This window comes from Nonomuraea sp. NPDC050663 (genome assembly GCF_044456985.1).
In the GTDB taxonomy this organism is placed as follows: domain Bacteria; phylum Actinomycetota; class Actinomycetes; order Streptosporangiales; family Streptosporangiaceae; genus Nonomuraea.
Window position 1 is genome coordinate 1 of the sequence record NZ_JBITGL010000011.1, and the last position, 24734, is coordinate 24734.

General features: G+C 68.4%; 23 protein-coding genes and 1 rRNA gene. 11 read left to right on the forward strand and 13 right to left on the reverse strand.

Annotation, left to right across the window (positions count from 1 at the left end):
- The 3 genes from rrf to ACIBH1_RS30510 all read left to right on the forward strand — a co-directional run.
- Nucleotides 1-91 (forward strand): 5S ribosomal RNA (gene rrf, locus ACIBH1_RS30500); the annotation flags it as partial.
- A 382-nt stretch (nt 92-473) separates the two neighbouring features.
- On the forward strand, nt 474-1766 hold the full coding sequence (locus ACIBH1_RS30505; RefSeq protein ID WP_397317408.1) for a CAP domain-containing protein: 1293 nt from the start codon (nt 474-476) through the stop codon (nt 1764-1766).
- Nucleotides 1767-2224: 458 nt separating this feature from the next.
- The gene (locus tag ACIBH1_RS30510) at nt 2225-2509 is read left to right on the forward strand and encodes a cell division protein SepF (protein ID WP_397317410.1); all 285 of its coding nucleotides are present in this window, start codon (nt 2225-2227) and stop codon (nt 2507-2509) included.
- On the opposite strand, the gene ACIBH1_RS30515 is transcribed toward ACIBH1_RS30510, so the two are convergent.
- The 5 genes from ACIBH1_RS30515 to ACIBH1_RS30535 form a co-directional block, all read right to left on the reverse strand.
- A complete protein-coding gene (locus ACIBH1_RS30515; protein ID WP_397317411.1) occupies nt 2506-3765 on the reverse strand; it encodes a hypothetical protein in 1260 nt (419 codons plus the stop codon). The two genes, ACIBH1_RS30510 and ACIBH1_RS30515, sit on opposite strands and share 4 nt — an antisense overlap.
- Nucleotides 3766-3899: 134 nt before the next feature.
- A complete protein-coding gene (gene argS, locus ACIBH1_RS30520) occupies nt 3900-5618 on the reverse strand; it encodes an arginine--tRNA ligase (protein WP_397317412.1) in 1719 nt (572 codons plus the stop codon).
- Nucleotides 5615-7882: an HAD-IC family P-type ATPase gene (locus ACIBH1_RS30525; RefSeq protein WP_397317413.1), complete on the reverse strand. Its 2268-nt coding sequence runs from the start codon at nt 7880-7882 to the stop codon at nt 5615-5617. Before ACIBH1_RS30525 ends, argS begins: the two co-directional genes overlap by 4 nt.
- Nucleotides 7883-7953: 71 nt before the next feature.
- Entirely contained in the window at nt 7954-8943 is a 990-nt protein-coding gene (gene plsX, locus ACIBH1_RS30530) for a phosphate acyltransferase PlsX (RefSeq protein WP_397317414.1), read from the reverse strand.
- A gap of 45 nt (nt 8944-8988) precedes the next feature.
- On the reverse strand, nt 8989-9543 hold the full coding sequence (locus tag ACIBH1_RS30535) for a DUF1707 domain-containing protein (RefSeq protein WP_397317415.1): 555 nt from the start codon (nt 9541-9543) through the stop codon (nt 8989-8991).
- A 183-nt stretch (nt 9544-9726) separates the two neighbouring features.
- On the opposite strand from ACIBH1_RS30535, the gene ACIBH1_RS30540 reads away from it, so the two are divergent.
- Nucleotides 9727-11034, forward strand: a complete 1308-nt coding sequence (locus tag ACIBH1_RS30540; protein WP_397317416.1) for a KamA family radical SAM protein — start codon at nt 9727-9729, stop codon at nt 11032-11034.
- A 178-nt stretch (nt 11035-11212) separates the two neighbouring features.
- On the opposite strand, the gene ACIBH1_RS30545 is transcribed toward ACIBH1_RS30540, so the two are convergent.
- The 4 genes from ACIBH1_RS30545 to ACIBH1_RS30560 all read right to left on the reverse strand — a co-directional run bounded on the left by ACIBH1_RS30545 (nt 11213) and on the right by ACIBH1_RS30560 (nt 13753).
- Nucleotides 11213-11386 carry a hypothetical protein gene (locus ACIBH1_RS30545; protein ID WP_181613982.1) on the reverse strand — a complete coding sequence of 58 codons (174 nt, stop codon included), beginning with the start codon at nt 11384-11386 and terminating at the stop codon, nt 11213-11215.
- A gap of 82 nt (nt 11387-11468) precedes the next feature.
- Complete coding sequence (locus tag ACIBH1_RS30550) at nt 11469-11990, reverse strand: YbhB/YbcL family Raf kinase inhibitor-like protein (protein ID WP_397317417.1); 522 nt, start codon at nt 11988-11990, stop codon at nt 11469-11471.
- Nucleotides 11991-12027: 37 nt separating this feature from the next.
- Entirely contained in the window at nt 12028-12831 is an 804-nt protein-coding gene (locus ACIBH1_RS30555) for an ABC transporter ATP-binding protein (RefSeq protein WP_397317645.1), read from the reverse strand.
- A gap of 1 nt (nt 12832) precedes the next feature.
- A complete protein-coding gene (locus ACIBH1_RS30560) occupies nt 12833-13753 on the reverse strand; it encodes an ABC transporter permease (protein ID WP_397317418.1) in 921 nt (306 codons plus the stop codon).
- Between the two features lie 468 nt (nt 13754-14221).
- Here ACIBH1_RS30560 and ACIBH1_RS30565 point away from each other — a divergent pair, with 468 nt between their 5' ends.
- The 5 genes from ACIBH1_RS30565 to ACIBH1_RS30585 all read left to right on the forward strand — a co-directional run bounded on the left by ACIBH1_RS30565 (nt 14222) and on the right by ACIBH1_RS30585 (nt 19858).
- Nucleotides 14222-15862: an ABC transporter substrate-binding protein gene (locus ACIBH1_RS30565; RefSeq protein ID WP_397317419.1), complete on the forward strand. Its 1641-nt coding sequence runs from the start codon at nt 14222-14224 to the stop codon at nt 15860-15862.
- A gap of 121 nt (nt 15863-15983) precedes the next feature.
- Nucleotides 15984-16910 carry an ABC transporter permease gene (locus tag ACIBH1_RS30570; protein WP_397317420.1) on the forward strand — a complete coding sequence of 309 codons (927 nt, stop codon included), beginning with the start codon at nt 15984-15986 and terminating at the stop codon, nt 16908-16910.
- Nucleotides 16903-17814, forward strand: a complete 912-nt coding sequence (locus ACIBH1_RS30575) for an ABC transporter permease (RefSeq protein ID WP_397317421.1) — start codon at nt 16903-16905, stop codon at nt 17812-17814. The genes ACIBH1_RS30570 and ACIBH1_RS30575 overlap by 8 nt, the downstream gene beginning before the upstream one ends.
- Before the next feature lie 12 nt (nt 17815-17826).
- Complete coding sequence (locus tag ACIBH1_RS30580) at nt 17827-18858, forward strand: ABC transporter ATP-binding protein (protein ID WP_397317422.1); 1032 nt, start codon at nt 17827-17829, stop codon at nt 18856-18858.
- Nucleotides 18848-19858, forward strand: a complete 1011-nt coding sequence (locus ACIBH1_RS30585; protein ID WP_397317423.1) for an ABC transporter ATP-binding protein — start codon at nt 18848-18850, stop codon at nt 19856-19858. The genes ACIBH1_RS30580 and ACIBH1_RS30585 overlap by 11 nt, the downstream gene beginning before the upstream one ends.
- Nucleotides 19859-19914: 56 nt before the next feature.
- On the opposite strand, the gene ACIBH1_RS30590 is transcribed toward ACIBH1_RS30585, so the two are convergent.
- The 4 genes from ACIBH1_RS30590 to ACIBH1_RS30605 all read right to left on the reverse strand — a co-directional run bounded on the left by ACIBH1_RS30590 (nt 19915) and on the right by ACIBH1_RS30605 (nt 23477).
- On the reverse strand, nt 19915-21093 hold the full coding sequence (locus tag ACIBH1_RS30590; protein ID WP_397317424.1) for a lipid-transfer protein: 1179 nt from the start codon (nt 21091-21093) through the stop codon (nt 19915-19917).
- Nucleotides 21081-21446, reverse strand: a complete 366-nt coding sequence (locus tag ACIBH1_RS30595; protein WP_397317425.1) for a Zn-ribbon domain-containing OB-fold protein — start codon at nt 21444-21446, stop codon at nt 21081-21083. Before ACIBH1_RS30595 ends, ACIBH1_RS30590 begins: the two co-directional genes overlap by 13 nt.
- A gap of 33 nt (nt 21447-21479) precedes the next feature.
- Nucleotides 21480-22598, reverse strand: coding sequence for a S8 family serine peptidase (locus ACIBH1_RS30600; RefSeq protein ID WP_397317426.1), 1119 nt, complete (start codon nt 22596-22598; stop codon nt 21480-21482).
- Nucleotides 22599-22670: 72 nt separating this feature from the next.
- Entirely contained in the window at nt 22671-23477 is an 807-nt protein-coding gene (locus tag ACIBH1_RS30605) for an S-adenosyl-l-methionine hydroxide adenosyltransferase family protein (protein WP_397317427.1), read from the reverse strand.
- 162 nt (nt 23478-23639) lie between these two features.
- Between ACIBH1_RS30605 and ACIBH1_RS30610 the strand changes: the two genes are divergently transcribed.
- Complete coding sequence (locus ACIBH1_RS30610; RefSeq protein WP_397317428.1) at nt 23640-23939, forward strand: DUF3263 domain-containing protein; 300 nt, start codon at nt 23640-23642, stop codon at nt 23937-23939.
- Nucleotides 23940-24728 (forward strand): trehalose-phosphatase, encoded by a 789-nt coding sequence (gene otsB, locus ACIBH1_RS30615; protein ID WP_397317429.1) that lies wholly within the window; start codon nt 23940-23942, stop codon nt 24726-24728.
- Nucleotides 24729-24734: the final 6 nt, after the last annotated feature.

Below are 24734 nucleotides of genomic sequence, written 5' to 3' on the forward strand. Positions count from 1 at the left end.
ACCCGGTTACATTCCGAACCCGGAAGTTAAGCTTCTCTGCGCCGATGGTACTGCACTCGCCAGGGTGTGGGAGAGTAGGTCGCCGCCGCACAAATGTTGGTTCAGAAGGCCCGCCCGGGGTGACCCGGTGCGGGCCTTCTGGCGTTTCAGGGTCGTGCAAGCTCCGGTAACCAGACCGTAGGCGCTCTGCAGGCAGTCGACTGCACCGTGTGACCACCACACGGAGCACCCGACCCGAAGAGGCCGCGATGACCGAGCGCACCCCGACCCCGTCACCCCGCACCACCCTACCCACCACGCTGCCGGCAGTCCGCCACCCAGTCCCGGGCCCGCTCGTGGGTGACAGCGAGACGCCGGGCCTCAGCGCTTCGCCCCGTGACACGCGCCGAGTAGACGCCGCCCACGCGTCTGGCACCCACGCGTCTGGCACCGCCGACACGTCTGGCACCGCCCACGCGGGTGCCAGCAGCGGCATGGCACGCACCGACCTCGCCCAGGACAGTGGCGGCTCTGCTGGCATCGGCACCACCGACGGCGACGCTCGAGGGAGTGGCTCCACTCGCGCCCGTGGCGTCGGCGCTCCCTGGGAGGACGGTGCCTACATTGGCCGCGTAGACGGCGCCGGTACTCGCCGCGTCGATGCAGCCGCCACCGCCCGGGTCGACAGCGCCACCACTCGTCGGATCGACGGCTCCACCACTCGCTGGGTTGACGGCTCCGCTCGCGGCGCCGATGCAGGCGTGACGGCGTCGGCCGGCGTCGCTGACACCGCGCGCGCCATCACCATCACGGCCTCCGCCTCCGACGCCGCCTCCGATGCCGCCTCCTCGGCCGTCATCGCCTCTAACGCCGCCGCTCCCGCTGCCGCCAGCTCGTCGGCCTCCTCCTTGGCCGCCTCCTCCTTGGCCGCCTCTTCGGCCGTCGCTGCCGACGCGTCCTCTCCGGTGGCCTCCTCGGCCGTCACCTTCGTCTCCTCCGCTGCCGCTGCCGCTCCCGCTGCCTCCGCCCCCACCGCTGCCTCGTCCGCGCCCACCGCCGCCGCGCCCACCGCTGCCGCCCCCACCGCTGCCGCGCCCACCACCTCGCGTCCACGCGCCCCTCGCGTCGCCAGCGCCCCTGCCCCTCGTCCCAGCCGCCCCCACGCAACCGCCGCCCGCCGTCTGGCCCTCGCTCTCACCCCCGTCGCCCTCCTGCTCGGCGCCGCCCTGACGACCGCCACCCCCGCCGCTGCCGTTGCCGCTGCCACGACAGCCGCCCCGACCGCGGCTGCGGCCGTCGCCAACTGCTCCCTTGGCGACGGCAAAACGCAAATCCTCGCCCAGTTCCACGACAGCACCGAGCGTCAGCTCGAAATGCTGATCAACGACTTCCGCAACGAGAACGGCCTAACCCCACTAGTCGCATCATCATCAGCCCTCTCCCGAGCCGCTCAGTGGGCGAGCAACGACAGTGCCGCGATGGGGGTCTCGCCGAGCAACCACGTCGACTCGCTGGGCCGTAACATCTCCACTCGCTTCACCCAGTGCGGCGTTTCCGGATTCGCTAAGTTCGCCGAAATCAATTACTACGGCTGGGGAGGAAGTGTCCCGCCGTCGCAGGCTTTGCAGTGGTGGATGCAGTCTCCGGGTCACCGGGCGGTGCTGCTGGACCCGGCCTGGAGGAGCTTCGGCATCGGGCGCGCGATCAAGGGAGACAAGGTGCACTGGACGGTGACCTTCGGCGACAAGGTGCTGCCCAAGCGGCTCGGCAAGCTGAAGCTCGGGTGAATCAAGCTGGAGCTCGGGTGAAACAAGCGGGAGCTCGGGTGAAATGGGGGGTCTGACCCTGCATGACCTGGGATTCATGGGGCAGAAGGGCTGCAAGTGATCAGCAGGCGTACTGCAACTCGCTTGATCCATCCTGTACGTAGGCGGAAGCTGGAATTCACCGGTGCGGCGGTCCCGGAGATGATCATGCCCCGAGGGCTACCCTTGGAAAGCAACGAGATATCCAGTCGAAACCGGGACGCTAGGCGTACAAAATGGAATAAGTGCTGGGCGTGTCGCATGGCGAAACACGAATCGTCGGTTACCGTCAAATGTGTAGGAGCGTGCCAGTAACGGGACGTTCCTGAGGAAAGGACAAGCCGATGGGGGCAGTGCGCAAGGTGGCGAGCTACCTTGGCCTGGGTATCGACCAAGAAGATCGCTATTACGACGACGAAGAGTATGTAGAGGACGAGTACATGCCGGCGTCGGAGCGGGCGGCCAAGCGGTGGCGCTCCACCGTCGAGTCGTCGCGGATCGTCATGGTCCAGCCGTTGAAGTACAACGACGCGCCGACGATCGGCCAGCACTTCCGTGAGGGCCAGACCGTCATCATGGACGTGACCGGCATGCCGATGCCGGAGGCCACCCGCATGGTCGACTTCGCCGCGGGCCTGGCCTACGGCTGTGAGGGCCGCATCGAGCGGATCGCCGACCGGGTGTTCCTGCTCGCGCCGTCACACGTGGAGATCGAGACGACCTAAGCCGCCCGAGGGCCGCGGCGCAGCAGCCGCGTGACCTCGGCGGCGTCGTCTGCCGCCTGGCGAGCCCTGACATCGGCCTCGCGGGCGTAGGCATGCAAGGCCCAGACGGCGCCGTCGGCCAGCTCTTTCAGCTCGCCGACCTGTGAAGCGATATAGCGGGAGTCGGACTCCGCGGCCTGATGCCGCCGCCACAGCAGCCAGCCCCCCGCAGCCGCGCAGAGCAGCCCGGGCAGCACCAGCAGCCCGGTCGCCAGAGCTCCCGCGAAGAAGGCCACAGCGGCGACGATCAGTGCCCACGCGCTCCATGGGGGGCGCTGACGAGATACGCCGTCCTCGGTGATCTCGCGCTCCGCCGCGTGCATCGAATCCTGGTCCGGGCCTTCCGGCCGGAGCCTGATCTGGTGGCCGAGCATCGGGACGACGACCGAGTCGGGCGCGACAAGCAGCGTGTCGGCGGCCAGCTCGTCGGTGATGCGCTTGAGGATCGGCGCGGCCACGTGGAGCGAGATCGCCGCCAGTTGCGGGTCGGCGCCGGGGCGCAGATCGTCGAGCAGGTGGCCGATCAGCGAGCCTCTCGGGCCCTCCTCGCGGTCGGACAGACCCACCAGGTAGCGCAGCACGCTCAGGGGCTCGTCTTCCGCCCACACGGAGGCGGGGGAGCCGGTGCCGTTCGTCAGCGGGGTCGTCACGTCTTCGCGCACCGAGGTGATCTCGATGCATCGGGCGAGGATGCGGGCCAGCTTGGTGCCGGCCTGGGCGGGCCTGGCCAGATCGGGGATCTCGGCGAGCTCGGGGAAGTCGACGAGCGAGGGAGGTACGACGACCGTCGCCTCGCCGGGGACGAGCGCCTGCAGCCACTGCGTGGGATCGGCCTGCTGGTGTACGGCGAGCGCGTCGAGCTTGCGCAGCACGAAGATCTTGCCCGCCGGGCCGTACGCGCCCCTGGCGGCGGCCAGCCAGAGCGCCCGCTGCCCGTGGGTCACCGGGCGGTCGAGCGAGAGCTCGCCGAAGGCGGTGCCGAGCCAGGAGGCGTGGATGCGCGTGCCGTGGCCGGCGACGGCCAGGGCGAGGCAGAGGAAGAGCGCGGTGGTCTGCTGGTCGCGTGAGGCAGCGCGCGAGAGCGGTTCGAGCGGATCGTTGCCGCCGAGGATCGCCAGAAGCGCTTCGAGGGCGGGCGGCAGCCACTCACCCGACTCGTCGGGGAACCCAGCCTCTGAGGGGGGTACGGAGCCGTTGGCTGCCAGGTGGGCAAGCAACGCCTCTGCGTACCGATGCACCTCTGAGGGGCCAGCAGTCAGATTCGTGCTCAAGGCGTTGACTCCCCCTCAATTCATGAGCACGCAAAGCCTAGCGACGTGGCGCGCCTCCAGTGTGAAGGCGCGCCACATTGCTACATGCGCTCGGGGACGGGGACACCGAGAAGGGACAGGCCCGTCTCGAGTGTGCGCAGGGTCAGCGCGCACAGGGCCAGCCGCGAGGCCTTGATGAGGCCCTCCGACTTGAGCACCGGGCACTCCTCGTAGAAGGTGCTGAAGAGGCTGGCGGTCTCGTAGAGGAAGGCACAGAGCCGGTGCGGCTCCGACAGCTCCGCCACCTGGGAGATGACCGCTCCGAAGCCGAGCAGCTGCAGGGCCAGGGCGCGCTCGGCGCTCTCGCCCAGCAGGACCGGCCCGTTGACGGCGTCGACGTCGACGCCGCCGTTGCGGAAGATGGAGCGGATCCGGGCGGTGGCGTACTGCATGTAGCCGCCGGTGTTGCCGGTGAAGGCGATCATCCGGTCGAAGTCGAAGATGTATTCGCTGTCGTGGCTGACCGACAGGTCGGCGTACTTGACCGCGCCGATGCCGACCGCCTGGGCGATCTCCGACTGCAGCTCGGGGGAGTAGCCCCGGTCGGCGATGGCCGCGGAGGCCCGCTCCACCGCCTCGTCGAGCAGCGACGACAGCTTCACCGACTCGCCGGAGCGGGTCTTGAAGCGCTTGCCGTCCTTGCCCTGGACCATGCCGATCTGCACGTGCTCGAAGCTGACCGAGTCGGGCAGCCATCCGGCCATCTTCGCCGCGGCGAAGACCATGCGGAAGTGCAGCGCCTGGTCGGCGCCGACGACGTACAGGGAACGGTCGGCCTTGAGCTCGTCGACCCGGTAGCGGATGGCCGCCAGGTCGGTCGTGGCGTAGCCGTACCCGCCGTCGCTCTTGCGGATGATGAGCGGCAGCGGCTGGTCGTCGGAGCCGGTGAAGCCCGGCGGGAAGACGCACAGCGCGCCGTCGCTGATGACGGCGATGCCGGCGGCCTCCAGGTCGTCGCAGACCTGCTCCAGCCACGGGTTGTACTTGCTCTCGCCGGCGATGTCGGCGTCGGTCAGGGTGACCTGCAGCTGGGTGTAGATCTTGTCGAAGTAGGCGATCGTGGCGTTCATGAAGACGTGCCACAGCCGGATGGTCTCGGGGTCCTCCGACTGGAGGGTCGTCACCCGTGCCCGCGAGCGGGCCTTGAAGGTCTCGTCGCTGTCGAACTTGACCCGGGCGGCCTGGTAGTACGCGGTGCCCTGGCCGGCTTCGAGCTGCGCGACGGCGGCCTGCTCGCCGATGTCGACGAGGTGCTCGACGAGCATGCCGAAGGGCGTGCCCCAGTCACCGAGGTGGTTCTGCCGGATGACGGTGTCGCCGAGGTGTTCGTGGGTGCGCGCGAGGGCGTCGCCCACGACCGTGGAGCGCAGGTGGCCGACGTGCATCTCCTTGGCCGCGTTGGGCGCGGAGTAGTCGATCACGACGCGCTGGGGCTCACCCTGAACGACGCCGTTGAGCGGGTCGCCGAGTTGCGCCTGCGCCTGGGCGGCGATCCACGAGTCGTCGAGGGTGATGTTGAGGAAGCCGGGTCCGCTGACTTCGACCGTGCCGGGGAAGTCGGCGAGCTGCGCAGCCAGCTCGGTGGCGACCTCCCGCGGCGCCCGTCGCAGTCGCTTGCCCAGGCTCATCGCGACGTTCGCCTGGAAGTCGGCGAACTGGGAGGGCCGGATCAGCGGATCTGCGTCGGAGTGCTCGGGGCCGAACGCGGCGGCCAGCGCCTGCTGAACGCGCTCGGTGAGCATTATCTGCGGGTCGGTCATGTTCTAAGGGTAGCGGTGAGCTTGACGGCGACCGTGACTATTACCGCCGCCACGGCGGCGATGGTCACGGCGATCAGATCGTTGCCGACGTCTCCCGGCTCCAGGGCGAAGAAGTCGCGCACGAACGGGATGGTCAGAGCGGCGGCGAACAGCGCGCCCATCGCGGCGATGAGCCCGATCCGCAACATGGTCAGCGGGCGGGCGATGAGGATCAGCACCCACCACGACACCAGGAAGAGCGTGAGCACGGCGGCGGTGCTGCTCTCGGTCAGCGACGAGCCGGGCGAGGCGGCCATGAAGGAGATCATGGTGGCGACGCCGCAGACCACTCCGGCCGGGATCGCGAAGCGCAGCACCCGCGGCACGAAGCCCGGCTTGGCGCGCTCGTAGGTGGGCGCCAGCGCCAGGAAGAAGGCGGGGATGCCGATCGTGAGCGCGTTGACCAGGGTGGAGTGTCGCGGCGCGAAGGGGAAGGTCAGCCCGATGACGCCGACGAGCAGCGAGATGACGATCGCGTAGAAGGTCTTGGTCAGGAACAGGCCGGAGACCCGCTCGATGTTGGCCAGCACCCGCCGGCCCTCGCCGACCACGTGCGGCAGCGTGGAGAAGCGGTTGTCCATGAGGACCACCTGGGCGACCGCCTTGGTCGCCGGGCTGCCCGCGCCCATCGCGATGCCGAGGTCGGCGTCCTTGAGCGCCAGCACGTCGTTCACGCCGTCGCCGGTCATCGCGACCGTGTGGCCGCGTGACTGCAGGGCCGAGACGAAGGCGCGCTTCTGCTGAGGGGTGACGCGGCCGAAGACCGTGTTGTCCTCCAGGGCCTGGCCGTAGTCGGCCTCGTCGAGCAGCCGGGCGTCGACGGCGTTGGCGGCGCCGGGGATGCCGATGGTCTGCGCGATGGCCGACACGGCGTCGGGGCTGTCGCCGGAGATGACCTTGACCGCGACGCCCTGCTTGGCGAAGTACTCCATCGTGGCCGTCGCGTCGGGCCGCAGCCGCTGCTTCAGCGTCACCAGGGCCGCAGGCTCCGCCGCCGTGCCCGACAGGTCAGGTGTACGGCACAGCGCCAGCACCCTGGTGCCGCTCATCGCGAGCTGGCGTGCCTGGCCGTATCCGGGGGTGCCGGGCTCCATCAGCACGTCGGGCGCGCCGAGCACCCAGCAGCCCTGGTCGCCGAAGTCGGCGCCGCTCCACTTGCGCGCCGAGGAGAACGGCACGTTCTCGCGGGCCTGCCAGCCGTCGGGCATGGCGGGGAAGCGTGCCTGGATGGCCTGGGCGGTGGGGTTGGGGCGGGGGTCGACGTTGGCCAGCGCGGCCAGCGGGTCGGCGTAGGGCGCCCCGGCCAGCGGGATGACCTCGTCGAGGTCCATGCCGCCCTGGGTGAGGGTGCCGGTCTTGTCGACGCACAGCACGTCGACGCGCGCCAGGCCCTCGATCGCCGGGAGCTCCTGCACCAGCGCGCCGCGCCTGCCGAGCCGTACGACACCCACGGCGAAGGCGATCGAGGTCATCAGGACCAGGCCCTCGGGGATCATGGTGACCAGGCCCGCGACGGCGCGGGTGATGGCGACGTCGAAGCTCGTGTCGTTGCGCAGCTGGCTCCAGATGAGCAGCAGGCCGATCGGCACGACCAGCCAGGTGATGTACTTGATGAACTTCGTGACGCCGTCGCGCAGGTCGGAGTGGGCCAGCGAGAACTGCGAGGCCTCCTGGGCGAGCTTGACCGCGTAGGCGTCGGCGCCGACCTTGGTGGCGGTGAAGGCGCCTGACCCGGCGACCACGAAGCTGCCCGACAGCACCTCGTCGCCGGGCTTCTTGTGCACGGGGTCGGCCTCGCCGGTCAGCAGCGACTCGTCGATCTCGAGGTTGTCGGACTGGACCACGTCGCCGTCGACGAGCAGCCGGTCGCCGGGGCCGAGCAGGATCAGGTCGCCCTGGACCACCGCCCTCGGCTCGATCTCCTGGTCGGCGCCGTCGCGCCGGACCCTGACCGGGGCCTCGTTGATCACGGCGAGCTTGTCGAGCGTGCGCTTGGCCCGCCACTCCTGGACGATGCCGATCGCCGCGTTGGCGACGATGACCAGGCCGAACAGGCCGTCCTTCCAGTCGCCGAAGATCAGGATGAGGACCCACAGGACGCCGATGACGAGGTTGAAGAAGGTGAAGACGTTGGCCCGGATGATCGCACTCAGCGAACGGCTCGTCTGGCGCGGCACGTCGTTCGGCTTGGCGGCCGCGACCTGGGCAGCCGTGAGTCCGTTCACGAATAATCCCCCGATTGGCTTCGCTTGACGAGAGCCCTACGGGTGTATCCGCAGCTCACCGCCTTCCAGGCTCACCATAGTCGGTGGGTTTTCCCGACACGCTCGGAAATGCGGGTGACGATGCCGCCCTTGGACAGATCGTCGGCGAGACGGCAGGCGGCGGTGATGCCCTTCGCGCGCGAGGAGCCGTGGGCGATCACCACGGTGCCGTTCAACCCGAGGAGTACGGCCCCGCCGTGCGTCTCGGGGTCGAGGCGCTGCGACAGCTGGCGCAGGCGGCCGCGCTGCGGGATGGCCCCGAGCCTGGCCAGGCGGCTGGAGTTGATGGTCTCGCGCAGCTCGCTGAAGGCGTAGCGGACCGCGCCCTCCATCGACTTGAGCGCGACGTTGCCGGTGAAGCCGTCGGTGACGACCACGTCGGCCGTGCCCGTGAGCAGGTCGTGACCCTCGACGTTGCCCACGAAGCCCTTGAGTTCGCTCATGAGCTCGTGTGCCCGCCGTACCAGCTTGTTGCCCTTCTCGGCTTCGCTGCCGATGGTCAGCAGGCCGATGCGCGGCTGCTCGATCTCGTAGGCGGTCTGGGCGTAGGCGGCGCCGAGGTGCGCGAACTGCACCAGCATCTCGGGCTTGACCTCGGCGTTGGCGCCGGCGTCGAGCAGGACAGTGGGGGTCGGCCTGGTCGGGAGGGGTACGGCGATCGCCGGGCGCAGGATGCCGGGCAGGCCTTTGAGGCGCAGGCGCCCGGTGGCCACCACCCCGGCGGTGGATCCGGCCGAGACGACGGAGCTCGCGTGGCCCTGCCGTACGAGGTGACAGGCGATCGCGATGCTCGACTTGGGGCGGCGCAGGCTCGCCAGCGCGCCCTCGTGCATGGCGAGTGACTCCTCGGCCCGGACGATCGGGATCTCCTTGGCGGCGTCGTGGTCGGTCAGCGCCTCGTAGAGCACGCGTGGCGGGCCGACCAGGACGAGCTGGAGCCCGTGCTCTCTGACGGCCTGGACGGCGCCCGCCACGATCTCGTGTGGCGCGTGGTCGCCGCCCATGGCATCGAGAGCTATCACGTCGGCGTCGCCATCAAGTCGTACACAGTCCGAATGTTAGGTGCTTTATCGCAGGTTCCAGTCCGTGACCCCGCGAGAGACGATCAGCTTGGAGAACGATGCCCGCCCTGTGATGCGGATGACGGGGCCGTTTCCGGTGCCGGTTCCGCCCGAGACGTTGCGCTTGCCGAAGACCGTGCTGCCCTCGTCGATGATCTGGGCGTTGTCGGGCACCCTGATGATGAGCTTGCTGAAGGCGGGCGCGCACTCCAGCGTGATCTCGCGGCCGGGCAGCACGGCCTCCGTCAGGTCGACGATGAGGGCGCCGAAGCGCGGCGCCAGCCTGGTGTGGCGGGAAGCCACCCAGCGGCCCTTGCGCAGGGTCTTGCCGAAGGTGGCCTCGATGGTCTGGCGCTCCACCTCCTGGGGAGCGTGGGCGGCCTTCACGTCGGGCAGGTCGCGGGTCAGGGGGACCAGCTCGCCCATGGTCTTGGCGCCGTAGGTGGCGTCGAGGCGGTCGGCGTGTTCGAGGCTGGTCAGGCGTCCGGTGGCGAGTGCTTCCCCGAGAACCGCGGCGACGCGGTCCCGGTCCTCGTCCGACGCGCGCAGGTCATCACTCATGCTGTCCAAGATACGCGATATGTCGCGACTTTGCTCAAACCTCACTGGCAACTTGAGCCCCAGTGGAACCAGAAGTGGTATCGGCCGCGTCCGGGTATAAGGACCCTAGACGCGCGGCAGGGTCGAGAGGTTTACATCAGGTCGGACAAAAAAGATGGGAAAGGCCTAGTGATCTTGAACGAGATGGGAACCCGACGGTTCACGGCGTACTCCGCCAAGCACCTCGACGAGCTTCTGAAGCGCGCCCGGCTCGACGAGGAAGAGCGGCTGAAGGTGCGGGCGGTGGCCACTGTCCTGCCCTTTCGAACCAACGCCTACGTCGTGGATGAGCTCATCGACTGGTCGGCGGCACCTGACGACCCTATCTACCGCCTCGTCTTCCCGCAGGCGGACATGCTGCCCACCACCGACGTCGCGCGACTGACGGGAATGCTGCGCGACGACGCGCCCAAGGCGGAGCTGCTGGCCGAGGCCAACCGCATCCGCCAGACCCTGAACCCGCATCCCGCGGGACAGATGGAACTCAACGTGCCTCGCATCGGCAAGGAGCCGGTGCCGGGCATGCAGCACAAATATCCAGAGACCGTGCTGTTCTTCCCCAAGCAGGGGCAGACCTGCCACGCGTACTGCACGTACTGCTTCCGCTGGGCCCAGTTCGTCGGCGACGCGGACCTGAAGTTCGCCTCCGACGACATCGACCAGCTCGCGGCCTACCTGCGAGAGCACCCGGAGGTCACCAGCGTCCTGCTCACCGGCGGCGACCCCATGATCATGGGTGAGCCGGTGCTCAAGCGCTACATCGAGCCACTGCTGGAGATCGACCAGATCGAGTCCATCAGGATCGGGACCAAGTCGCTGGCCTACTGGCCGCAACGCTTCGTCTCCGACCCGGACGCCGACGACACCCTGCGCCTGTTCGAGCGCGTCGTGGCCGCCGGCAAGAACCTCGCCTTCATGGCGCACTTCTCGCACACGCGGGAGCTGGAGCCCGAGCTGGTCGCCACCGCGGCCGAGCGCATCATCGGCACCGGAGCGGTCATCCGCACCCAGGCGCCGCTGATCAGGACCATCAACGACGCCCCAGGCGTCTGGTCCGACATGTGGCGACGCCAGCTCACGCTCGGGATGATCCCGTATTACATGTTCGTCGAACGCGACACCGGGCCACAGGACTACTTCGCGGTGCCGCTGGCCGACGCCTACGAGATCTTCCGCGAGGCGTACTCCTCGGTCTCCGGGCTCTGCCGCACGGTGCGGGGGCCCTCCATGTCGGCCACGCCGGGCAAGGTGTGCGTCGACGGGGTCGCCGAGATCGCCGGGCAGCGCGTCTTCGTGCTCCACTTCATCCAGGCGCGCGACCCGGAACTGGTCGGCAAGCCGTTCTTCGCGCAGTACGACCCGAAGGCGGCGTGGCTCACCGACCTGAAGCCGGCCTTCGCCGACTGGTTCCCGTTCGAGGGGGCGCCACGGAAGACCCGGCTTTCGGCCTGATTGGTCGAGCCGGGCATTAGTCAGCGGATATTGCGCCTCCGGCACGTGACGCTGCTTCTGTAAAAGCGGTGTACGCGCGCCGGGGGCGTCCGCGTTTCCGGAATCGCTCCGTGAAAAGCCGGCGCCCGCCGCGGGTGCGGCGGGCGCCGAGGTTTTTGGGGAAGTGGTGGGCCCAGCGTCAGGGAAGTCGGACGCCAGTACGGCGAGCGATCTGGGCCTGGAGTCTGGCCATCTGCCAATGCAGCTCGATGAGCTGCTCGGTCAGCTGGATCCTGGGAATCTCGGATACGTCCTCGATGGCCAGGTGGTCAATCGCGGACGACAGCTCTCGCATCGCGCGCCCCCACTCCATCTCGTGTTCCTTGCGATCGAATTTACGTTCGAATCATATCGGAACACGAGTCACGCTGTCAGGGCTTTGGCCCGCCAGCCACTCACATTTCGTACACAGGAACGATGGCCCCTCTGGCCAGCGTGTTCGCGGTGATGTTGAAGCCCACGACGTTGGCCGGAGTGTCGGACGACAGGCCCAGCGACTCCACCCCGAGCGCGTGGACGGTGAAGATGTAGCGGTGCGGCCAGCCGGGAGGAGGAGCCGCCCCGCCGTACGCGGCGACGCCGAAGTCGTTGCGCGCCTGACCGCCGAACTTGGCGTCGGCCGTGCCGAAGCCCGTGGGCAGCTCGGTGACGTCGGCCGGGATGTCGAACAGCAGCCAGTGCCAGAAACCGCCCTGCGTGGGGGCGTCGGGGTCGTAGCAGGTCACCGCGTAGCTGAGGGTGCCTTCCGGCGCTCCGGACCAGCGCAGGTGCGGCGAGAGGTTGCCGCCGGTCATGCCCCAGTCGTTGAAGACGTGGGCTTCGGCCAGGGTCTCACCGTCGCGGATGTCGTCGCTGGCGACGGTGAGCGAGGGGACCGGCGGGAGAAAGTCGAGCGGGAGCGGCGGCCGGGCAGACAAGGTGCACCTCCATCGAAGGAACGGTGCTTACGTCCTATCAGCCTTTGTGGTAGGCCGCCATGACCTCAGCGGGATCGCCGTCCATCTTGATCTTGCCCTTGTGGAGCCAGATGACCCGGTTGCAGGTCTCCTCGATGACCTTGTGGTCGTGGGAGACCAGGAAGACGGTGCCGGCCGACTCGCGGATCTGCTTGATGCGCTCCTGCGACTTCTTGCGGAACTCGCGGTCACCCGTGGCCAGGGCCTCGTCGATGAGCAGGACGTCGTGGGTCTTGGCGCTGGAGATGGCGAAGCGCAGGCGGGCGCCCATGCCGGAGGAGTAGGTGGACATGGGGAGCTTGACGAACTCGTCGATGCCGGAGAAGTCGACGATCTCGTCGTACTTCTTCTTCACTTCGTCCTTGGACATGCCCATGGCCAGGCAGCCGAGGATGATGTTGCGTTCTCCGGTCAGCTCGCGCATGAGCGCGGCGTTGACGCCCAGCAACGAGGGCTGGCCGTCGGTGTAGACCGCTCCCTGATGCGGGGGGAGGAGACCGGCGATGGCTCGCATGAGGGTGGACTTGCCGGAGCCGTTGCGGCCGACGATGCCGATGGCGTCGCCGTGGTAGGCCACGAAGGAGACGCCCTTGACCGCGTGGACCTCGGTCATCTGGGGGCGGCCCTGGCGCCTGAGAAGGCGCATCAGGGCGTTGACGGCGTTGCCCTTCTCGTGGTCGGTGGCCTTGGCGTAGACGCGGTAGACGATGTGGAGGTCGTCGACGATGACGGTAGGGGTGCCCGTCGGCGCGTCCAAGGGCGTCTTGGGCGTCGTCGTCACTTCCGGCAGCTCCTCGGTCATCTCACCCACGGCCGTACCTTTCCTCGGCACGCCAGAAGTACCAGAAACCGAAGATGAGCGCGAACACGGCCCAGGCCGCGCAGCTGTACCAGATCCAGTCGGGGCCCGCGTGGCTCGCCCCGCGGTAGTCGATCATGAGGATCTCGCGCATGGCCTCCATGTAGGAGGCCGCGGGGTTCGCGTACATCACGTTGGCCACCCACTGCGGCAGGACGCCCGCGACCTTGTCCTGGATGGAGAAGAAGACGCCGGAGGCGTAGAGCCAGGTTCGCATGATGAAGGGCAGGAGCTGGTTCATGTCGCGCATCGAGGCGCCGACCCTGGCCATGACCAGGCTGGCGCCGATGTTGAACATGGTCTGCAGGAAGAGCACGACCGGGATGAGCAGCCACAGCAGCGTGGGCGGCTCGAACCAGACGATGATGGCCAGCAGCACGCCCATCGAGATGACCAGCTGCTGGAGCTCCTGGATCGTGTAGGCCAGGGGGAGCGCGGCGCGGGGGAAGTGGAGCGCCCGGATCATCGACAGGTTGCCGTTGATGGACTTGGCCCCGGCGGTCACGCTGCGCTGGGTGTAGGTGAAGACGAACATCCCGACCAGCAGGAAGACGGCATAGTTCGGGATGCCCTTGCCGCCCTGGAGGATGACGCCGAACATCACGAAATAGATGCCGGCGTTGAGCAGCGGAGTCAGCACCTGCCACAGCTGACCCAGAGCCGAGTTGGAGTACTTCGACACGTTCCGCGAAGTCGCGTACGTGGTGATGAAGTGCCGGCGCTCCCAGAGTTGGCGCAGGTAGACGTGGAACCTCGGCCGTGCGATGGCACGGCGAAGCCCGTATCTCTGGGCGAGCTTGGCCAGCGACTCCCCGCTTCGGCCGCCCGCCTGGGCGTCCGCGAACGCGGATTCCGGCTGGCTCATGAGAAGGACTCTATTGGATGCAGGTGGATGGGATGCCTGGAGCGGCGGTTCCGCCCGTGAAGACTTGGACGAGAACACCCCCTGCCGGGTTCCAACGCTCGGTCAACGGTAGTCCAGGCGGGGGTCGATTCGCTGGACTTGGCATGAGCACTCTGTGAGCTGAGGTATTTTTCATCAACCCGTCAGAGGCATTCCTTCCTCTTTGACCGATTTTACCATCGACTTGGTATAAATGCGGTTGGTGCGGCTGGATGCGTGTGACGCGGCGACTGCGCACGTGTGACCGAACTGCAACGCGCCAGAGACTCGCTGGTGGCAAGTAGTGAGGGATAGTCGCGATCGACTGGCAGGGCGTCGGCTGGTCTGACCATGTCAGCCAAACTCGGGGAGGAACCTTCCCCGTCAGGCTGCTCGGCGAGAACCGCAGCTCAGCGCTTACGCCCACCTCAGAGGGAGGAAATTCTCATAATGCGTGTTACCAAGGGCGCACAGATCGTCGCCGGTGCCGCGCTGCTGGCCCTCGCGGTTGCCGCGTGTGGCGGCGGCGCTTCCACCGGAAGCAGCGGCGCCGGAAGCGGCGAGACGCCGGTCCGTATGGAGGTCGGTGAGCCGCAGCACGCACTCGTGCCGGGTCTCACGGCCGAGTCGGAGGGTGCGGAGATCCTTGCTGCGATCTACGACCCGCTCGTTAACTACAACGAGAACAAGCAGGCGGACCCCAACGTCGCCGAGTCCGTGTCCACCACGGACAACAAGGTCTGGACGATCAAGCTCAAGCAGGGTTACACCTGGCACGACGGCACCAAGCTCACCGCTCAGGACTACGTGAACGCGTGGAACTGGGTCGCGCGCAAGAGCAGCGCCGCGGACGCCACGGGCTTCATGGCCAAGATCGACGGTTACGCCGACCTCAACCCCGAGGGTGAAGGCGTCATGGAGACCGTCAAGGAGATGAAGGGCCTGAAGGTCGTCGACGACACCACCTTCACGGTCACCCTCGCTTCGCCGTTCTCGCAGTTCGGCCTGATGCTGGGCTACACCGCGTTCTACCCGATGCACCCCAAGTCCTGGGAGGCTGACGGCAAGCTCACGGCGGCGGCGCAGGAGCAGCCGGTCGGCATGGGTCTGTTCAAGCTGGACAAGGCCTACAAGAAGGGCACTGACCAGACGATCGACCTGACCGTCTACGACAAGTTCACCGGCACCAAGCCCAAGGGCTGGACCAAGCTGCAGTTCAAGCTGTACACCTCGTCCGAGACGGCCTACAACGACCTTCAGGGCGAGCAGCTCGACATCCACGACTCGATCCCGGCGACGCAGCTGTCGAGCGCCAAGACGGCGCTGGGCGAGCGTTACCACGACGACCCCGACTCCGCGGTCGGCTACATCGGTGTTCCTCTGGCTTACAACAAGGAGTACCAGAACGCCGACGTCCGCAAGGCCATCTCGATGGCCATCGACCGCAAGACGATCTCCGAGGTCGTCTTCTCGGGCAGCCGTTCGCCCGCCGACGACTTCATCAGCCCGGTCGTCGACGGTTACCGTCAGGGTGCCTGTGGCGAGGCGTGCACCTACAACCCGACCGCCGCCAAGGAGCTCTACACCAAGGCGGGCGGCCCGAAGAAGATCGAGCTCGGCTACAACGCCGACGGTGGCCACAAGGAGTGGATCGAGGCGACCGCCAACAACCTGCGCCAGAACCTGGGCGTCGAGGTCGAGGCCAAGCCGTTCGAGAAGTTCGCGTCGATCCTCGAGTCGCTGCAGAACAAGGAGTACTCCGGCCTGTTCCGTATGGCCTGGTCGTACGACTACCCGTCGCCCGAGAACTACCTGCGCCCGATCTTCGGCAAGATCGCGATCGCGAACGGTTCCAACTACGGCGGTTACGACAACCCCGAGTTCGACAAGCTCGTCGACCAGGGTGACCAGGCCGCGACCGCGGACGAGAGCGTCAAGTTCTACCAGCAGGCGGATGACGTCCTGCTGAAGGACCTGCCCTACATCCCGGTGTACTTCTACCGGACCAACTGGGGCCACTCCACCAAGATCAAGAATGTTTCCCTGAACCTGCTCAAGCAGGTCAACTGGGCGGCCGTCGAGAAGGCCTGACGTCCTTCCAAAGGGTGGGTGCGGCCGACACCCACCCTTTGTGGACCCGCTTCGGAGGCAGTCGCTCGGACTTCGGACTATGGTTCGAGGGACTGCCTTCAGGCATGTACGGGAGGCATTAATGGGCCGATACGTCATCCGGCGCCTTCTGCAGGCCATACCGGTCTTGCTGGGCGCCACCCTGCTCATCTTCGCGATCGTTTTCGCACTGCCGGGCGACCCCATCAGGGCGCTGGCGGGGGAGAAGCCGCCGTCACCACAGGTGGTCGAGGTACTCCGCGAGCAGTATCACTTGAACGATCCCCTTTTGCTGCAGTACTGGTACTACATCAGCGGTGTGCTGTTCCGGGGTGACTTCGGAACGACCTTCCAGAACGTCCCAGTGGGCGACCTGATGAAGGCCACGTTCCCGACCACGCTGCAGCTGGCCCTGACCGCGCTCATGATCCAGGCCGTGATCGGCGTGGGCCTGGGCCTGTGGGCCGCACTGCGGAGGGGCAAGGCCGAGGACACCATGATCCTCGCCTCGACCCTGATCCTGATCTCCGTCCCCACCCTGGTCTCCGGATTCGTCCTGCAGCTCCTGCTGGGTGTCAAGCTGGGCCTCTTCCCGATCGCGGGCACCTCCGAGGGCTGGTACAGCTTCCTGCTGCCCGGCTTCGTGCTCGCCGGCGGTTCGATCGCCTACCTGACCCGGTTGACCCGGACATCGCTGGTGGAGACCCTCCGCTCCGACTACATCCGCACAGCCGTCGCCAAGGGCATGAACAGACGCCGCGTGGTCGGCCGGCACGGACTGCGCAACGCGCTGATCCCGCTGGTCACCTTCCTCGGCGCCGACCTGGGCAACCTGATGGGCGGCGCGGTCATCACCGAGCGGATCTTCAACATCAACGGGGTCGGCAGCCTGCTCATCAGAGGCGTCTACGAGCGCCAGCAGCCCATCGTCGTGGGCGTGGTGACGGCGCTGGTGCTGGTCTACATCGTGGCCAACCTGGTCGTCGACCTGATGTACGCCGTGCTCGACCCGAGGATCCGTTATGAGTAGCGTCGCGAGCCCGCCGCAGGCCGGCGGAAAGCACCAGAAGAAGCAGAACGACAAGCCCGCGAGCCTGTGGTCCGACGCGTGGTACGACCTGCGTCGCAAGCCGGCCTTCGTGATCTCGGCGATCCTCATCGGCGTGCTGCTGCTCATGGCGATCTGGCCGACCCTGTTCAGCTCCGTGGACCCCCGGGCCTGCGACCTGAGCATGGCCAGGCAGGCGCCCAGCGCCGGACACCTCTTCGGGCGTGACAACCTCGGTTGTGACGTGTACGCCCGGACCATCCACGCCGCGCGCAACTCCATCGTGATCGGTGTGCTCACCACCGTCCTGGTCGCCGTCATCGGTGGCCTGTTCGGCATGGTGGCGGCGTTCTACGCCAGCATGACGGACACGGTGCTGTCCCGCGTGACGGAGATCTTCTTCGCGATCCCCGGCATCCTGGGCGCGCTGCTCATTGCCTCGACCTTCCGCGACCAGGTCAACAGCATCCTGCTGGTGATCGTGTCGCTGACGGTGCTGAGCTGGCCGATGACCTTCCGCATCATGCGGGCCGCGGTCATCACGGCCAAGAACCAGGACTTCGTCGTGGCGGCGAGGGCACTGGGGGCCGGCCCGAGCCGGCTGATGTTCCGTCACCTGCTGCCGAACGCTCTCGCTCCGGTCATCGTCGTCTCGACGATCAACCTGGGCGTGTTCATCGCCGCAGAGGCCGCACTGAGCTTCCTGGGTGTGGGCGTGCAGTCGCCCGACATCTCCTGGGGACTCATGATCTCGGACGCGCGTGACCGATTCCTCGACGCGCCGCTGCCGCTGATCTTCCCGGCCGTGTTCCTGAGCATCACCGTGCTCGCGTTCATCATGCTCGGCGACGCCGTCCGCGACGCGCTCGACCCGAAGCTGCGGTAAGGGGGGATACCGATGGCGAAGACGAAGAACGACTTGTTGCCGAGCGAGGGAGGCTTGGGCAACGAGCCGCTGCTTGCGGTCGACAACCTGCACGTGGAGTTCCACACTCGCGCCGGCGTCGTCAAGGCGGTCAACGGTGTGAGCTACTCACTCAGCGCGGGCGAGACGCTCGCCGTGCTGGGCGAGTCCGGCTCCGGCAAGTCCGTGACCGCTCAGGCGATCATGGGCATCCTTGACATGCCTCCGGCGGTCATCCCCAAGGGGGAGGTCCGCTTCCGCGGCACCGATCTGCTGAGGTTGTCGGAGGACGCCCGCACCCAGGTGCGCGGCCAGCGCATCGCGATGATCTTCCAGGACGCCCTGTCGTCGCTCAACCCGGTGTTCACCGTGGGCTGGCAGATCAGCGAGATGTTCCGCGTGCACCGCGGGATGAACAAGCGCGAGGCCATGAAGAAGGCCGTCGAGCTCATGGAGCGGGTCCGCATCCCCGCCGCGAAGCAGCGGGTCAACGACTACCCGCACCAGTTCTCCGGCGGCATGCGGCAGCGCATCATGATCGCGATGGCCATCGCGCTGGACCCCGAGGTCCTGATCGCCGACGAGCCCACCACGGCTCTCGACGTGACGGTCCAGGCCCAGATCATGGAGCTGCTGGCCGACCTGCAGCGCGAGAGCAACATGGGTCTGATCCTGATCACCCACGACCTCGGTGTCGTCGCCGACGTCGCGGACAAGATCGCCGTCATGTACGGCGGGCGGATCGTGGAGAACGCCCCCGTGCACGACATCTACAAGTCGCCCGCCCATCCGTACACCAAGGGTCTGCTGGAGTCGATCCCCCGGGTCGACCTCAAGGGCCAGGAACTGTACGCGATCAAGGGCCTGCCGCCCAACCTGCTCGACATGCCGTCCGGCTGCGCGTTCAACCCGCGGTGCCCGTACCGCCAGGACAACTGCGTGACCGACGTCCCCCCGCTCCACGAGATCAGCGGCGTGCGCAGCAGCGCCTGCCACTACTGGAGGGAGGTCCTCGATGGCAGCTGAGGTCATTCTCGAGGTTCGTGACCTGGTCAAGCACTTCCCGCTGACCACGGGCATCGTCTTCAAGAAGCAGATCGGCGCGATCAAGGCCGTCGACGGCGTCTCCTTCGACCTGCACAAGGGCGAGACCCTGGGCATCGTGGGAGAGTCGGGCTGCGGCAAGTCGACGCTGGCCAAGGTGCTCATGGCGCTGGAGCGGCCGACCTCGGGCTCGGTCAAGATCAAGGGCCGCGAGATCGCCCACGCCAAGGGCGGCGAGCTCAAGGCGATGCGCCGCAACATCCAGATGGTGATGCAGGACCCGTACACCTCGCTGAACCCCCGGATGACCGTCGGCGACATCATCGGCGAGCCGTACGACATCCACACGGAGGTCGCGCCGAAGGGCGACCGCCGCAAGCGGGTGCAGGAGCTGCTGGAGCTGGTCGGTCTCAACCCCGACCACATCAACCGCTACCCGCACCAGTTCTCCGGCGGTCAGCGCCAGCGCATCGGCATCGCGCGCGGCCTGGCACTCCAGCCCGAGATCATCGTCTGCGACGAGCCGGTCTCCGCGCTCGACGTGTCGATCCAGGCGCAGGTCATCAACCTGCTGGAGAAGCTGCAGAACGAGCTCGGCCTGGCTTACATCTTCATCGCCCACGACCTGTCGGTGGTCCGCCACATCTCCGACCGCGTCGGCGTGATGTACCTGGGCAAGATGGTGGAGCTCGGCAAGGACGTCGAGATCTACGACAAGCCCGCGCACCCGTACACCCAGGCGCTGCTGTCGGCCGTCCCGGTCCCCGACCCCGAGGGCCGCGAGCAGCGTGAGCGGATCATCCTGCAGGGTGACCCGCCCTCGCCGGCCAACCCGCCCTCGGGTTGCCGGTTCCGCACCCGCTGCTGGAAGGCGCAGGAGATCTGCGCCGAGCAGGAGCCGTTGCTGCAGATCCGGCCCGGCACCGCTCACGAGAGCGCCTGCCACTTCGCCGAGACGCACGACGTGGTGCACGTCAACTAGCCAGCGAGAAGAGCCCGCCACGGACGACCGTGGCGGGCTCTTTTTCGTGGAACCGGTCATCTGGTGGCGATGACGGCCGAGCCGTGACCGAAAAGTCCCTGGTTGACGGCCAGCCCGACCCTGGCGTGCTCGACCTGGCGGGCTCCGGCCGCGCCTCTCAGCTGCCAGGTCAGCTCGCACAGCTGGGCGATGGCCTGGGCGGGGATGGCCTCGCCGAAGCTGGCCAGCCCGCCTGACACGTTGACGGGGATGCGCCCGCCGAGTGCGGTCTGGCCGGTGCGCAGCAGCTTGTCCGCCTCGCCGGGGCCGCACAGGCCGATGTCCTCGATCCAGTCGAGTTCGAGCGCGGTGGACAGGTCGTAGACCTCGGCCAGGGACACGTCCTCGGGTCCGATGCCTGCCTCCTCGTAAGCGGCGTGCGCGATGGCCGAGCGGAAGGGCCTGGCGGGCTCGGGTACGGCGGCGGCCGAGTCGGTGGCGAAATTCGGCAGCTCCAGCACGGTGTTGGGGAAGGTGGGCGTCACCGTGGAGACCGCCGCCAGCCGTACGGGATCGTGCGCGCCGAGCCGGCGGGCGTAGTCGCGGGAGGCCAGCACGATGGCGGCGCCCCCGTCGGAGGTCGCGCAGATGTCCATGAGCCGCAACGGGTCGGCGACCATGGGCGAGGCCAGCACCTCCTCGGCCGTGACGGCCTTGCGGTAGCGGGCGTTGGGGTTGAGCGACCCGGCCAGCGCGTTCTTGACCTTGACGGCGGCCAGGTCGTCCTGCGTCGTGCCGTACAGCTCCATCCTGCGCCGGGCGTAGAGCGCGAAGTAGACCGGGTTGCTCGCGCCGAGCAGCTTGAAGCGCAGCCAGTCGGGGTCGCCCGGCCCGCCGACCGGCTTGAAGAAGCCCTTGGGCGCCGCGTCGGCGCCGACCACGAGCGCGACGTCGCACAGCCCGGCCATGATGCGGGTGCGGGCGATGTCGAGGGCCTGCGCGCCCGAGGCGCACGCGGCGTAGCAGGAGGCGATGCGCGCTCCGGTCCAGCCGAGGGCCTGGGCGAAGGTCGAGCCGGCGACCAGGCCCGGATAGCCGTTCCTGATCGTGTCGGCGCCGACCACGAACTGCACGTCGGTCCAGGCGATCCCGGCGTCGGCGAGCGCGTCCCTGGCCGCCCGCACGCCGTACTCCGTGAAGTCCCTGCCCCACTTGCCCCACGGGTGCATGCCCGCGCCGAGGATCACCGCGTCCACAACCACACCCCGTCCTCGCTGGTGAGCTCCAGTTCCATGCCCACGGACAGGTCGGCCACGGTCAGGTCCTTGACCCTGCCGAGCACGACGATCTTCTCGCGGTCCAGCTCGACGGCGGCGATCGTGATCGGCACGTACGGCTCGGCGGCCTCGAAGGGCTCGGGCGGCGGGTAACACGAGTTGGTGTAGGACCAGACCCTCCCGCTACGCGACAGGCGCGTCTCGGTCAACTGCTCGCCGTCGCAGCGGGGATTGGGGCAGAAGCCGGTCTTCGGGGGGAAGCAGACGGTACGGCAGGCGGTGCATTGGGTGCCGACCAGATAGGTGAGGCCGTCCTCGACCGTGAACCACATAGTCTCCGAGTATCACACAAGCGCTTGCTTGAGTCATCGCTTGGCGATCACCCTGATCGACATCCCGGCCACGAGCAGGATCATCGCCAGAATCGTCAGCAGACGCGAGATCGGAGGCTCCGGCGAGGGCAGCAGCTCGGTCGTGGGCCCGAGCGCCGGCTGGGTGACGCCACGGCGGGCGATGCGGTCGGCGTGCTTGAGCGCGCGCTGCGCGTCGGCCAGGCCGTACCCCAGGGTTCTCGTGCGGCCCTGGCCGGGCTTGCGGCGGGTGCCCCGCTCGATGGCCTCGCGCACCTGGGCGGGCGACAGCTGCGGATGGCGCGACCTGATCAGCGCCGCGATGCCCGCGACCAGGGCGGCGGCGGGGCTGGTGCCGTCGCCGATCACGTACGAGCCGGGTCCGTCGGCCCCCACGATCTCGGTGCCCGGCGCGACGACCGAGACGTAGTCCTGACGGTTGGAGAACGTCGCCGCCCTGAGCTGCCTGTCGACCGCGCCGACCGCGATCACCCCCGAGTAGGCCGCGGGGAAGTTGCGCCGGTTGGTCGTCGCGCCGTCGTTGCCCGAGCTCGCCACCAGGACCGCGCCGCGCTCCAGCGCGTAGCGCACCGCGTCGTTCTCGGCCTTCGAGCCCTTCCAGGTGCCGCTGCCCCCGCCCAGCGACATGCTGATCACGTCGGCGCCCTGGTCGACGGCGTAGCGGATGCCCTTGGCCAGCGCGTTCCCCCCTCCCGCGCGTTGCAGCACGCGCCGGGGATCGCCGTTCTCGAGGGTCACGCGCACCGACAGGACCTTGGCCTGGGGCGCCACGCCCATGACGCCGCGCTCCTTGCCGGGTCCGTGGCCCCGGCCGGCGATCAGGCTGGCCATCGCCGTGCCGTGGTGCCCCCACTGGCCGTCGGCGGCCCCGCCTCCCGTCAGGTCGGGGCCTTCCACCACCGCGCCCTTGAGATCGGGGTGGCGGGGGTCGACGCCGGTGTCGAGGACGGCGACCAGGACGCCCGAGCCCTTGGAGGCCCGCCACGCCGAGGGCAGGCGGAGGGCGTCGAGCTGCCATTGCCTGGCCCTGACCGTGGAGGCCACGTCGTCGGCGGCGACGGCGGGAGTGCTGGTGGCCAGGAGGGCGGCCGCGAGAAGTGGCAGGGTGGACACGTCGGTGAATTCTGACATGCGCGAACGCGCGCTTCGGTAAACAAGCCGATACGCGGGGTAATGTCGGGATTGCTACGAAACGGGAGCGAGGCGCACGCGTGCCCCCGGCGGCAGCCCGAGCCGCTGCGCGGCGTCACCGCAGTTGACGGCGATGGCGATCAGTCCGGCAGAGTCGGCGAACGCCACGAGCTCGCCCGGCGCCACCGCGGCATACGTCTCGCGGAAAGGCAGCGCGAGCTGGCGCCGCCCGAGCCAGACGCCGAGCGTGTCGCCCACCCGCACGCCGAGCGAACGCAGGTCGCCCGCGGCGATGGACAGCTGCGTGTTGCCGTAACGGTCGACCGAGACGACCTCGCCCTCGACCGAACCCTCGCGTAGCTGCGAGGTCGGCGACGGCAGCGAGACCAGGCGCGTCAGCGGCACCGCCGGACCGAGCTCGGAGGTCTGGCGGCCGGTCGAAAGGCGGGCGGCGACGGGGGAGAACACGTCGCGCCCTGGAAAGGTGGGGGAGGGCGGGTCGAGGAAGAAGGCGTCGTTGGCGATCTCGTAGGCGGCCGAGGGGCCGCCCGCCGCCTGCACCGCCCACGACAGCAGGCCGTTGTCGGGGCCGATGAACACCCGGCCGCCGGACTCGATGGCCACTGAACGCCTGGTGCCGCCCGCCCCGGGATCGACCGACGCGATATGGATGCCCTCGGGAAGATAAGGAATGGTCTGCGCGAGAATCGCCGCGCCGCGCCGTACGTCTCCTGCCGGGACCAGATGGCACACGTCGATGACGCGGGCCTCCGGCGCGATGCGCAGGATGACGCCGTGACAGGCCGCCACGTACCCGTCCTCAAGTCCGTAGTCGGTGAGAAGTGTGATGACAGGGGCCACAACTGGTGACTGTACGTCTCGCAATAGCCCGTGAACACCCACGTTCGGAACATTACGATGGTGTCCAGGCCGCGCCGCCGCCGCGAGGAACGTGACCCCAGCGGGTCTCCCGGACGTTCCGAGCAGTCGTGCCGTAGGCACGACGAAGGGCTAGGAGGAACCATGGACGCTGCACCGGCGAACGGTGACAGTGCTGCCCCCGAGCCGCCCGACCGACCTCTGACCGACCGTGAGATCGAGCTCCTCGCCTTCGAACGCCACTGGTGGCGGCACGCGGGCGCCAAGGAGCACGCCATCAAGGAGACCTTCGAGTTCTCCGCGACCCGTTACTACCAGCTCCTCGGGGAGCTGATCGACCGCACGGAGGCGCTGGAACACGATCCGATGCTGGTCAAGCGGCTGCGCAGGATGCGGGCCACCCGCCGTCGAGAGCGGGCGCAACGCCGGTTTTATGGTAGGTGAGTGACTCCTACTCCGAAGACTGAGGCGGGCAAGGCGGGGCTCGAGGCGATCCTGACGGATCCGGCGGGCACGCTCATCGGGCTGGACTTCGACGGCACCCTCGCACCCATCGTGGAAGATCCGGCCGCGGCCAGGGCACATCCGGCCGCGGCCGACACGCTGGCGAGGCTGCGCGCCCACGTGGGGAACATCGTGATCATCACGGGACGCCCCGGCCAGGACCTGGTCGGCAGCCTGCCGGTGCTCGGCCACTACGGCCTGGAGCGATGGGCCGACGGCGAGCTCGACGCTCCGCCCGAGCATCCGGGCGTGGAGGCCGCTCGCAAGGCGCTGGCCGCGATGGAGCTGCCGCCCGGCGTCAGGGTCGAGGACAAGGGCCACTCCGTCGCCGTGCACACGCGTCAGGCCGCCGACCCGGCCGGGACGCTCCGCGCGCTGGACGGCTCCTTGCGGGAGCTGGCGGCCGCCAACGGGCTGGCGGCCGAGCCGGGCAGGTTCGTGCTGGAGTTGCGGCCTCCCGGCATGGACAAGGGAGTGGCGTTGCGCGCCTACGTGGAGAGCACCATGTCCAGGTCGGTGCTCTACATCGGCGACGACCTCGGCGACCTGAAGGCCTTCGACGCGGTGGAGGAGCTGCGGGCCGCCGGGGTCCCCGGGGTCACCGTGGCCAGTTCGTCCGACGAGGTCACCGAGCTCGCCGCCCGCGCCGACCTGGTGGTGCCCGGTCCTGACGGCGTGATGGAGCTGCTCGCATCGCTCTGCGAGCGGATTGCAAGCGGGGCCGCGTAGGGTCCC